We start from the raw sequence: 11,711 nt of genomic DNA on the forward strand, positions 1-11,711 counted from the left end.
CCCGCTGCTCCCGCGCCACGTCACGACCCGCACCAACCTTGCGGAAGGTGATTGTGCCGAACCTACAAGGCGACCCGGACGGCGCACCCCACGAGCGCCGCTCCGCCCGCCCGGGCTCAGCGCGCGGTGGAGAGCTGCCCGAGGGCGAGCGCGACCTGCAGGACGAACGACTCGCGCGCGTCGAGCGGGTCCCACCCGGTGATCTCGGAGACCTTGCGCAGGCGGTAGCGCACCGTGTTGGGGTGCACGTACAGCGAGCGGGCCGCCGCCTCGAGCGACCGTCCCGTGCCGAGGTAGGCCGACAGGGTCTCGAGCACGGATCCCGTCGCCTCCGCGAGCGGCCGGTACGCCTGCGCGACGAGCGTGCGGCGCGCGGTCGTGTCGCCCGTGAGCACGCGTTCGGGGAGCAGGTCGTCCGCGAGGACCGGGCGCGGTGCCTGGGGCCACGCCGGTGCGGCCCGCAGGCCCGCGAGCGCGGCCTGGGCCGAGCGCGCCGCCTCCTCCAGGCCGGGGACGGTCGGGCCGATGACGACGGGGCCGGGCCCGAACCGCGGCAGGAGCGACGCGGCCGCGGCCTGCAGGTCGCCCTCCCCGCCGAGGACGAGGACGAGGCGGTCGCCGTGGATGCCCACGAGCGCGTCGCCCGCCGCGCGGCGCGTCGCGCGGCGCAGCTCGGCCGTGCGCACCTCGTCGAGCGTCGAGGCGATCGTCCCCGCCATGACCAGGGTCGGGCCGTGGCCGCCCCAGCCGAGCGCCGAGACGCGCGAGCGCAGCGAGTCGTCGCCGTCGCCGCGGATCAGCGCGTCGACGACGAGGGCCTCGAGGCGCGCGTCCCACGCGCCGCGGACCTCCGCGGCGCGCGCGTAGACCTCGGCCGCGGAGAACGCGACCTCGCGCGAGTAGCGCAGGACCGCCTCGCGCAGGTCGCGCTCGCCACCCGGGGCCGCGAGCTGGTCGGAGTAGGCCTCGACGACCTCGACGACGATGCGGACGAGCTGGAGCGTGTTCTGCAGCGAGATCGAGCGGGTCAGCTCCGGAGGGGCGGCCGCGAAGATGTCGCTCACGCCGTGCGGCGGGGCCAGCGGGTCGGCGTACCAGGTGACGAAGGCGGTGATGCCGGACTGCGCCACGAGACCGACGTACGAGCGGTCCTCGGCCGGCAGCTCGCGGTACCAGGGGATCTCGTCGTCCAGGCGGCGCAGGGCCGCGGACATGAGCAGACCGCTCCCGTCGCGCAGGCGCTGGAGGTTGTCCGCGTTGCCCGTCGGGCCGCTCGGGGCGGACGCGCTCGCGGGCGTCCTGGGGGTGGCCGTCACGCGCCGAGCATACGGTCCGCGCTTGTGGACAGTCCACAAAGGGCCGCGCCCGCACACGAGCCCGCGCGGAGCCCGACGGCGTCCGACCCGGGCCGCTGGGTGAGCGTCCGGACGACCCGCTAGGGTCGGGACATGGCCCTCATGCCCCGACTCCGCCAGCTCATGCGTCGGCCGACGTCCGCGTCGACCGTCGGCACGCGCCGCCCGCGGTCCCGGGAGAAGCGCGGAGACACGGTCCACGAGGACGCCCTGCGGGCGATGCTCGTCGACGACCCCAACGACGAGCGCGCGTTCCGGGCGCTCGCCGAGCTGGTCCGGCGCCGCGCCGCCGAGGGGCCGGCCGCGGACGACCCGCTCGCCGCGCCCGCGGACGAGACGGAGAAGCAGCGCGCCGCGGACCTCGCGGTCTGGGCGCTCGCGGAGGAGCTCGCCGGGCACCCCAAGGGGTGGTACCCGCTCGTCGAGCTGGGGCGGCTGTCCCTCGACGACGACCAGGAGGCCGCGCTGCGCCGGTTCGCCACCGCGGCCGAGCGCGACCCGTCCGGCCGCGCGCTCGCACAGTCGATGGAGGTGCTGCGCACCGCGGGCCTGCCCGTCGAGGCGCTGGGCCTGGGCGTCGGGCACTGGCGCGCGCGCGAGCACGAGCCGGAGGTCGGGCGCCAGCTCGTCCTCGCGGCGATCGAGGCCGACCGTCCCCTCGAGGCGCGGCACCACCTGGAGTCGCTGGTCGAGTACGGCGACCCTCAAGGTGTGGCGTCCCTGCGCACGGACCTCGAGCGCACCGTCGCGCAGGCCGAGCAGCACCGCGCCGGGACCTGACCCGCGCCGCCCGGGCGAGGACGCGGCGCGGGACCGCCGCGGCGCCGTCGGGCCGCCTACCTGCCCGCACGACGACGGCCGGTCACCCCGCGGGGCGACCGGCCGTCGTCGTGCTACCGGGCGGGGACCGTCAGGACTCGCCGCCCGCGTTGCCGGACGTGCCGGCGGTGACGTCCATGAGGCGGTACTTCTCGATCGCCTGGGCGGACGCGTCCGCGGGGACCTTGCCCTGCTTGGCGAGCGCCTGCAGCGTGCGGACCACGACCGACGGGCCGTCGATCTTGAAGTGCCGGCGGGCGGCCGCGCGGGTGTCGGAGAACCCGAAGCCGTCGGCACCGAGCACCTCGTAGTCGCCCGGGACCCACTTGCGGATCTGGTCGGGCACGAGGTGGTCGTAGTCGCTCGTCGCGACGAACGGGCCCTCGGCGCCGGACAGCTTCTCGGTCACGTACGCGACGCGCGGCTCGGCGGCCGGGTCGAGGAACGCGGCCTGGTCGGCGGCGAGGCCGTCGCGGCGCAGCTCGTTCCAGCTCGTCACGCTCCACACGTCGGCCGCCACGCCCCAGTCGTCGTGGAGGAGCTGCTGCGCCTCCAGCGCCCACGGGACGCCCACGCCCGAGGCGAGGATCTGGGCCCGCGGGCCGTCGCCCTCGCCGACGGAGATGCGGTGGATGCCCTTGAGGATGCCCTCGACGTCCACGTCCTCCGGCTCGGCCGGCTGGACCATCGGCTCGTTGTACACCGTGAGGTAGTACATGACGTTCTGGTCGCGCCCGTCCGCGCCGACGCCGTGCTCGCCGGGGCCGAACATGCGCTCGATGCCGTCGCGCACGATGTGGCGGATCTCGTACCCGTAGGCCGGGTCGTACTGGACCATGGCCGTGTTCGTGCCCGCGAGGAGCGGCGAGTGGCCGTCGGCGTGCTGCAGGCCCTCGCCGGTCAGCGTCGTGCGGCCCGCGGTCGCGCCGATGATGAAGCCGCGCGTGAGCTGGTCGCCCGCCGCCCAGAACTGGTCGCCCGTGCGCTGGAAGCCGAACATCGAGTAGAAGATGTAGAACGGCACCATGATCTCGCCCTGCGTGGCGTAGGACGTGCCGACCGACTGGAACGCGGCCGCGGAACCGGCCTCGTTGATGCCGGTGTGCATGATCTGGCCGGCCTCGGACTCCTTGTAGCTCAGCATGAGCTCGCGGTCCACGGCGAGGTAGTGCTGGCCCTGGGTGTTGAAGATCTTCGCCGACGGGAAGATCGAGTCCAGGCCGAACGTGCGCGCCTCGTCCGGGATGATCGGCACGATGCGCTTGCCGAACTCCTTGTCCTTGATGAGGTCCTTGAGGAGCCGGACGAAGGCCATCGTCGTGGCGATCTCCTGCTGGCCCGAGCCCTTCTTGAGGATCTCGTAGGACTTGTCGCCCGGCAGGGTGATCGGCTTGGGCGACGAGCGGCGCTCGGGGACGAACCCGCCGAGCTGCTGGCGACGGTTCAGCAGGTACTGGATCTCCGGCGCGTCGGGGCCCGGGTGGTAGTACGGGGGCTCGTACGGGTTGGCGTCGAGCTCCTCGTCCGTGATCGGGATGCGCAGGGAGTCGCGCAGCGCCTTGAGGTCGGCGAGGCCGACCTTCTTCATCTGGTGCGTCGCGTTGCGGCCGGCGAACGTCGGGCCGAGCGCGTAGCCCTTGACCGTGTGCGCGAGGATCACCGTCGGCTGGCCCGTGTGGGCGCGTGCCGCGGCGTAGGCCGCGTAGATCTTGCGGTAGTCGTGGCCGCCGCGCTTGAGGTTCCAGATGTCGTCGTCGGTCATGTTCTCGACGAGCTGCTTGGTCCGCGGGTCGCGGCCGAAGAAGTGCTCGCGGATGAACGCGCCGGACTCCGCGCGGTACGTCTGGTAGTCGCCGTCGGGCGTGACGTTCATGAGGTTGACCAGGGCGCGGTCCTTGTCCGCGTTGAGCAGGACGTCCCACTCGCGGCCCCAGATGACCTTGATGACGTTCCAGCCCGCACCGCGGAACTGCGCCTCGAGCTCCTGGATGATCTTGCCGTTGCCGCGCACCGGGCCGTCGAGGCGCTGCAGGTTGCAGTTCACGACGAACGTCAGGTTGTCGAGCTGCTGCTGCGCCGCGAGCTGGAGCATGCCGCGCGACTCGGGCTCGTCCATCTCGCCGTCGCCGAGGAACGCCCACACGTCCTGCTGCTCCGTGTCACGGATGCCGCGGTTGTGCAGGTACTTGTCCGTCCACGCCTGGTAGATCGCGCTCGCCGGACCGAGGCCCATGGAGACCGTCGGGTACTCCCAGAAGTCGGGCATGAGCCGCGGGTGCGGGTACGACGGCAGGCCGCCGCCCGGGTGCGACTTCTCCTGGCGGAACCCGTCGAGCTGGTCCGCCGAGAGGCGGCCCTCGAGGAACGCGCGCGCGTACACGCCGGGGGAGGCGTGGCCCTGGAAGTAGACCTGGTCGCCGCCGCCGGGGTGGTCCTTGCCGCGGAAGAAGTGGTTGAGGCCCACCTCGTACAGCGTCGCCACCGACGCGTAGGAGGAGATGTGGCCGCCGACGCCGATGCCGGGCCGCTGCGCGCGCGTCACCATGACGGCGGCGTTCCAGCGGATCCACGAGCGGTAGCGGCGCTCGAGCGCCTCGTCGCCGGGGAAGTAGGGCTCCTCGTGCACACCGATGGTGTTCACGTAGGGGGTGGTCAGGGACGTCGGGACGGCGACGTTGCGCTCCCGGGCCCTCTTGAGCAGGTTCAGCAGGACGTAGCGGGCGCGCGGGCCCCCGCGGTCGTCGATCAGGCCGTCGAGGGCCTCGACCCACTCGCCGGTCTCGGCGGGGTCGAAGTCCGGAACCTGGCTGAGCAGACCGTTGATCAGCGGTCCGGTCTCGTCGTACGAAGCCACCAGCAACCTCATATCTCGTCGGATGCCGGGCGCACGGCCGCGCGGTACACGGCCGACACCCGTCTCGGGGCCACTCCGGGCACGCGGCCGCGGCCGCTGGTGGCGACCGCGCCTCTTCACGAGACCAGGGTGGTCTACCCATTGTGTTCACAACGCGCGCGTAAGTCACACCATCGGGTGGTCAAGAGGGCGTGATTTCGGCGACACGGCCGGGAGGGGAGGTGTCCCGGCGTCGTGCGGGTGCGGTGCCCGACGGCGGTCCGGGCACCACGTGCCCGGCCGGTGTCCGTGGGAGGCACCTTGCCAAGCAACGGATCCTCCGGTGGGCTACCTTTGCCAGACACGGCAGGTCGTCGTGCGCGCGGGCGTCCGCCCGCGCGTCGGTCGGCCCGCCGCACGGACGGACAGGACGAGGAAAGGAACGACACGACAGTGACCGACACCGCAGGGCCCAGCGGGGCGGACCGCCTGGGGTTCGCGCCCGGCAACGTGGTGCAGGAGTTCGGCTGGTCGGAGGACGTCGACGACGACCTGCGCGGTGAGCTCGAGGAGCTCGTCGGCGGCGAGCTCGTGGACGAGGACTACGACGACGTCACCGACGGCGTGATCGTGTGGTTCCGTGAGGACGACGGCGACCTCACCGACCTGCTCGTGGACGTCCAGACCGTGCTCGACGACGGCGGCCTCATCTGGGTGCTCACGCCCAAGCCGGGCCGGTCCGGGCACGTGGGCCACAACGACATCCAGGAGGCCGCGACCACGGCCGGGCTGCACGCGACGAGCACGTTCGCCATCGCGCCCGACTGGTCCGCGACGAAGCTCGGGACCCGTGGCCGCGGTCGCTGACGGCGCGAGCGCACCGACCGTCGGGGGCGCGGTGCGTCCTGGTCCGGGGGACCCGGCGCCCGACTTCACGCTGCCCGACACGCACGGCACGCCCGTCCACCTCGCCGACCTGCGCGGCGGCCCGGTGCTCCTCGTGTTCTACCCGTTCGCGTTCTCCGGCATCTGCACGGGCGAGCTCTGCGAGCTGCGGGACAACCTCGAGGACTTCGAGGCCGCCGGCGTGACCCTGCTGGGCATCTCCTGCGACTCGGTGTTCACGCAGAAGGCGTGGGCGGCCCAGGAGGGCTTCGAGTTCGACCTCCTCTCCGACTTCTGGCCCCACGGCGACGTCGCCCGCGCCTACGGCGTGCTGGACGAGGAGAACGGCCTCGCCCTGCGCGGCTCGTTCCTGCTCGACGCCGACGGGATCGTGCGCTGGTCCGTCGTCAACCCGCGCGGGCAGCGCCGCGACCTCGACGGCTACCGGCGGGCGCTCGAACAGCTCTGACGCGGCGCACCGCGTCGATGAGCGAGGCGGAGCGGCCGACGGTGGTCCTCGCGTGGGCCGTCACGACCCGGCGTGGCCGGTGGCGGGGTGCGCACCCGGTAGGCTGTGCTCCGCTGTTCCGGGGCCTGTAGCTCAGTTGGTTAGAGCGCCACGCTTACACCGTGGATGTCGGGGGTTCGAGTCCCTCCGGGCCCACCACCAAGGGCAAAGTGACGTTGCCATGCGGGCTGGCCGACGGCGTGCGAATCGACGAAGTTGCGCGACGCGCACGCCATCGCCATGTGTGCGCCTCGTTCGTCACGGTGGAACCGTGGTCACGGGTTTGCACCGATGTGGCGCTGAGACGTTGGCCAGGTTCGGCGGGACGATGGCCAGGTCCAGTGCGGTGACCGCTGCTGGGGCGCCCTGCTGTGGTCCGAGACGACCCATTGACTTCATCCGTGCAGGCCAGCGCCGACATCTGGAGTTATTGATTGCCGGCGCCTAGGATTTCGCACGACCGCCGATGCGGCGGCTACGTACTAGTGGATGGAACCACCAATGGCGAAGGGTCACCTCTGTCCCGACTGCGGCACCTACACGCTCCAGCCGATCAGCACGAACTGGCTTCAGTGCTCTACGTGCAAGGTCAAGCGGCCGCGCTGACGCTGGATCGCCCTCCGCACGGTGAACATCCCAGGCTCTATGCCTGCTTGGGTAGATGGAGTCGTGGAGTTCGGGGCTCACGCTCCTTCGGGTCGCCTGCTCCGGATCCCGCTCGTCGTCCGTTGGGTTGCCCTGGTCGCCGCTCCTCCTCGGCTGATGTGGCCTCATGAGCGACGTCGTCCGAGGTGATCGCGGCCGGGCCGGATAGGGTCCTGCGAGTGCCGAACACAAACGCCATCCTGCCCGGTACGTATCGGACCTCGGACGGTTCGCCGGTCCCGTTCTCCGAAGCGCTTCGCATCTGGGTTCCTCTCGCCCACGCCGAGCTCGTCTCGACCGCGCACCGGTACCACGCCGTCACGACCTACAAGGCGTTGAGCGAGCACGTGCAGGAGCGCTCCGGGATCCGCACGCGCCAGCTCCTCACCAACTGGATCGGGAAGCTGCTCGAGCAGGTGGCTGTCGTGGCCAAGGACAACATGGAGCCCCCGCTGACCGCGCTGTGCGTCCGTCAGGACGGCACCATCGGCGAGGGGTACGCGAAGGCGCCCAAGTTCGTGGACGACATTCCCGGGGACGACATCGAACAGTACGCGGCTGTGCACCGGCTGCTCTGCTATCGCACGTATGCCGAGGACCTTCCTGCTGACGGCGGGACGCCTGCGCTCACCCAGGCCGTGGTCGATCGGCGGGCGCGAGCCGCAGGACAGGAGCCCAAGAGCCGGCCGACGTGCCCCCAGTGCTTCATGGTCCTGCCGTTCACGGGCACCTGCGACGACTGCGGGTGATCTGATCCGGGGATGACCGCCCTCGACGTGCCGACGGCAGGAGGCTGCGGTCGTGTCGGCACCGCCCCCTAGCATCGGCCGCACCAGCAGCGACGACGTGACGGTGAGGTAGAGGGTGCTCGAGAAGGTCAAGGGTCTGTTCCGGCGGGACGAGGAGCAGGCGGGAGGGGGCCGGCCGAGCGCTCGGCTCGTCGACGCGCTGAAGGTGCTCGCCGTCGAGTCGCCGGGCCTCGCAGACCGCGCGGTCGCGTACGTGCACCGGGGCGAGGGGCCGGAGGTCCTGCTGGAGCTCGAGGCCCTGCGCGGCGGTGACGTCGAGGCGCTGCTGGGGCGGCCGGGCCAGTCCGGCATCTACTCGTGGACGACGCCCGCGCAGGACGACCGGCTCAAGGCCGCGGTGCCGGGCTGGACGTCGGCGAAGGCCGTGACGGCCCGGTCCAACCTCTACACGCTGAGCGACTCGGTGACGATCCCCGAGCTCGTACGGCTCGGCCGGGTGCTCAGCGCCGTGTCGTCGGAGGTCGACCGCGAGCGCCCCGCCGACCCGCGCTGGCTCACCGTGCTGGTCAACGACATGTCGCGGCGCGCGAACGAGCGCCGCAAGGGCAGGAACGGCAAGCAGACGCCCGACCGCTGGACGCCGGACCTGCTGCTGGCGCTCGCGGTCGAGGGCGGCGTGCCGGAGGCCGACGCGCCGGCGGTCGTGCTGCGCGAGCTGTTCGAGCGCCCGACGTCGTCGGGCTGGGCCTCGCGGCACCTCGGCCCGGCGCTGCTCGGCGACCCGGCGCGCGACTTCGTGGTCGCGCACGTCGACGTCGCGACCCAGGCGCTGCCGGGCGTGAGCGCCGCGGGCCGGACGGAGCTGGTCGAGCTCGTGGCGTCCGACCCGGTGGCGACGGACGCGCTCGCGCCGCTCCTGGCGCGGCTCGCGGCGGACACGAGCAAGGGCGTCCGCGAGGCGGCGGTGGCCGCCGTCGCGCAGCTCCCCGGCGAGCGGCAGCGCGAGATCCTCACCCCGCTCCTCACGGCCCTCGCGCCGTCCCGGCTCGGGACGGTCGTGACGCGCCTCGCGCAGGTCGACGGCGGGCTGGCCGACCTCGAGGAGGCCGCCGAGCAGTCGACCGGGGCGCGCGCGACGCTCCTGCGCGACACCGTCGAGCGCGCCCGCGTGCTCGACGCCGCGCAGGAGGACGAGCCGGCGATCGAGGTCCCGCCCTTCGAGCCCTTGCCGGAGACGGTGCTGGGCGACGAGTTCGTGCAGGCCGCGCGGGCCGCGATCGACACCGCCCTCGAGCGCGCCCGCGCCGAGCAGGCGGCGCACCCCGGCAAGGGCAAGGACGACGGCGACGAGTGGCCGCGGTGGCGTCGCCAGGCCGTCGAGCAGGACCTCAAGGAGCTGCCCGGCATCTCCGACGAGGACCTCCGGGTCTTCGCGGGGTTCCTGTCCGGGACGAGCACGCGTCGCCCGGGCGGCGTCGCGATGCGCCGGCTGTCCGCACCGGGCGTCTTCTCGCGCCTCCCGGGCATCTCCCTCCTGCACCGGCTGCGGCTCCAGGCGAACGAGGCGCGCGGGCGCAGCGAGCGGTTCGGCTGGTACCGGCTCAACGAGGGCGACACGCTCGACGTCGACCTGCGCGTCCTCGACGAGGCGCTGCGACGCATCGGTCGCGACGACGCCGAGGCGCTGATCGACGAGCTGTACTTCTCCACGTGGTGGGCCATGGACACGGTGACGCCCGAGAACGCGTGGCCGTACTACGCGGGGCGCCTCGACCGGCTCGCCGCGGCGCTCGACGACCGCGAGCGCACCTACGGCACGACCAAGCCGGCCCGGGCGCTCGCGGTGCTCGCGCAGCTCCCGCACGTCCCGCGCCGGTTCCTGCCGCGACTGACCGAGCTCGCGCTCGGCGAGGGCCGCACCTACCGCGCGACGGCGCAGGCGGCGCTGAGCACGCACCCCGGCGTGCGGGGGCTGGCCGAGCAGGGGCTCGGCAACGGCCGGTCCGAGGTGCGCCGCACCGCCGCGGAGTGGCTGGCCCGGCTCGGCGACGCCGACGCGGTGCCTGCCCTGCGGGCCGCGCTCGCGAAGGAGCGCAGCGAGGTCGTCCGTGCGGCGCTCCTCACGTCGCTCGAGAGCCTCGGGGAGGACATCTCGGTCGATCTCGCGCCGGAGGTGCTGCTCGCGGAGGCGACCAAGGGACTGCGCGGCAAGGCGCCGGTGAGCATGTCTTGGTTCGACCTGGGCTCCCTCCCGGACGCGCGCTGGGCGGCGGACGGCTCGCCGGTGGACCCGACGATCCTGCGCTGGTGGGTCGTGCTCGCGGTCAAGCTCAAGGACCCGAGCGGCGCGGGGCTGCTCGAGCGATACCTGTCGCTCCTGCAGGAGGAGGACCGCGCGCGCCTCGGCAGCCACGTGCTGGCCGCGTGGGTCGCGCAGGACACGCGCAACCCGTCGCCCCAGGAGAGCGACGCGCACGCGACGGCCGGTGCCCAGCAGCGCTACGACCAGTTCCAGGCGTGGGCCAAGCGATCGCCGGAGTACTACTCGGTCGAGGCGTCCAAGTCGGTCGAGGACCACCACCGCGACCTGTACCGGGAGCACCAGGCGACCTACCTCGGCTCCGCGGTCAAGGACAAGGGGATGCTGGCGCTCACGGTCGCGATGCCGGGCGGCGAGCTCGCCGCGACCTTCCAGCGCTACGCCAAGGCGCACATCGGCCGCCGGGCGCAGACCGAGGCCCTCGTCCAGGCGCTCGCGGCGAACGGTCAGCCCGCCGCGATCCAGGAGCTGCTCGCGGTCTCGCGCCGCTTCCGGCAGGCGACCGTGCAGGAGACCGCGCAGCGGCTCGCCGCCGAGCTTGCGGACCGGCGCGGCTGGACGGCGGACCAGCTCGCGGACCGGACGGTCCAGACGGCGGGCTTCGAGGACGACGGTCTACTCCACCTCGACCTCGGGTCGCGCGAGTACGTCGGGCGCATCACTCCCGCGTTCACCCTCGAGCTCACGAGCGACGCCGGGAAGGTCGTCAAGGCGCTCCCGGCCGCGCGGGCGCAGGACGACCCCGAGCTCGTCGCGGCCGCGAAGAAGCAGCTCACCGCGAGCCGCAGAGAGCTCAAGGCGGTCGTCACGCTCCAGACGCAGCGGCTCTACGAGGCGATGTGCGTGGGCCGCACGTGGACCGCGCAGGAGTGGCAGGAGTACCTGCTCGGTCACCCGGTGATGTCGCGGCTCGTCGAGCGGCTCGTGTGGGTCGAGAACCCTGGCACGGACGAGGCTCGCCCGTTCCGTCCCGACGGCGGCGCGCTCGTCGACGCGGACGACGAGGACGTCGAGCTCGGCGAGGGTTCGACGGTCGGTCTCGCCCACGCGGTGCTGCTCGGTCAGGAAGCCACGGCCGCATGGGCGGCACACCTCACGGACTACGAGGTCACCCCGCTCTTCGCGCAGCTCGACGTCGCGACGCCGGACGTCCCGGCGGGCGCGACGGCGATCGACGACCACAAGGGCTGGTTCTCCGACAGCTTCTCCATCCGGGGGCGCGCCACCAAGCGCGGCTACACGCGCTCGCAGGCGGAGGACGCCGGGTGGTTCAGCGCGTACACGAAGTCGTTCGCGAGCGCGGGGATCGTCGTGCAGATCGAGTTCACGGGGTCGTTCGTCCCGGAGGAGAACATCGCGGCCGCGGTGACCGCGCTGACGTTCGAGCGGACCGGCCGCGGGTCGGGTCGCGGGACCGCGCGGATCGCGGACCTCCCGCCCGTGCTCGTCGCGGAGGCGTACCGCGACTACGTCGCCGTCGCCGAGGCAGGCGCCTTCGACCCCGACTGGGAGCGGAAGAGCCAGTACTGACCGTGCCGGTCGGCCCGCACCAGGGCCGACCGGTACGGCGCGGTGCGGGCGCCGGGTGGCGGCGCCC

General features: G+C 73.0%; 7 protein-coding genes and 1 tRNA gene. 6 read left to right on the forward strand and 2 right to left on the reverse strand.

Annotated features, from left to right (window positions below; translation table 11 throughout):
* Nucleotides 1-116: 116 nt before the first annotated feature.
* Entirely contained in the window at nucleotides 117-1,238 is a 1,122-nt protein-coding gene (locus ABRQ22_RS06845) for a helix-turn-helix domain-containing protein (RefSeq protein ID WP_353709513.1), read from the reverse strand.
* Between the two features lie 210 nt (nucleotides 1,239-1,448).
* Between ABRQ22_RS06845 and ABRQ22_RS06850 the strand changes: the two genes are divergently transcribed.
* A complete protein-coding gene (locus ABRQ22_RS06850) occupies nucleotides 1,449-2,135 on the forward strand; it encodes a hypothetical protein (protein ID WP_353709007.1) in 687 nt (228 codons plus the stop codon).
* Nucleotides 2,136-2,265: 130 nt separating this feature from the next.
* Here ABRQ22_RS06850 and aceE read toward each other — a convergent pair whose 3' ends face one another.
* Nucleotides 2,266-5,028: a pyruvate dehydrogenase (acetyl-transferring), homodimeric type gene (aceE, locus tag ABRQ22_RS06855; RefSeq protein ID WP_253050248.1), complete on the reverse strand. Its 2,763-nt coding sequence runs from the start codon at nucleotides 5,026-5,028 to the stop codon at nucleotides 2,266-2,268.
* A 432-nt stretch (nucleotides 5,029-5,460) separates the two neighbouring features.
* Here aceE and ABRQ22_RS06860 point away from each other — a divergent pair, with 432 nt between their 5' ends.
* From ABRQ22_RS06860 to ABRQ22_RS06880, 5 genes are all read left to right on the forward strand, one after another.
* The gene (locus tag ABRQ22_RS06860) at nucleotides 5,461-5,874 is read left to right on the forward strand and encodes a DUF3052 domain-containing protein (protein WP_253050246.1); all 414 of its coding nucleotides are present in this window, start codon (nucleotides 5,461-5,463) and stop codon (nucleotides 5,872-5,874) included.
* A gap of 31 nt (nucleotides 5,875-5,905) precedes the next feature.
* Entirely contained in the window at nucleotides 5,906-6,361 is a 456-nt protein-coding gene (locus ABRQ22_RS06865) for a peroxiredoxin (protein WP_353709514.1), read from the forward strand.
* Nucleotides 6,362-6,482: 121 nt separating this feature from the next.
* A tRNA-Val gene (locus ABRQ22_RS06870) sits at nucleotides 6,483-6,559 on the forward strand.
* 665 nt (nucleotides 6,560-7,224) lie between these two features.
* Entirely contained in the window at nucleotides 7,225-7,794 is a 570-nt protein-coding gene (locus tag ABRQ22_RS06875) for a hypothetical protein (RefSeq protein WP_353709008.1), read from the forward strand.
* Nucleotides 7,795-7,909: 115 nt separating this feature from the next.
* Nucleotides 7,910-11,644 (forward strand): DUF4132 domain-containing protein, encoded by a 3,735-nt coding sequence (locus tag ABRQ22_RS06880; RefSeq protein ID WP_353709009.1) that lies wholly within the window; start codon nucleotides 7,910-7,912, stop codon nucleotides 11,642-11,644.
* The last annotated feature ends 67 nt before the right edge of the window (nucleotides 11,645-11,711 follow it).

It is taken from the genome of Cellulosimicrobium sp. ES-005 (assembly GCF_040448685.1).
Taxonomy (GTDB): domain Bacteria; phylum Actinomycetota; class Actinomycetes; order Actinomycetales; family Cellulomonadaceae; genus Cellulosimicrobium; species Cellulosimicrobium cellulans_G.

What these genes read in the sequence shown, in the direction of transcription:
- ABRQ22_RS06850 (WP_353709007.1), top strand. Translation starts at nt 1,449, where the DNA reads ATGGCCCTCATGCCCCGACTCCGCCAGCTCATGCGTCGGCCGACGTCC.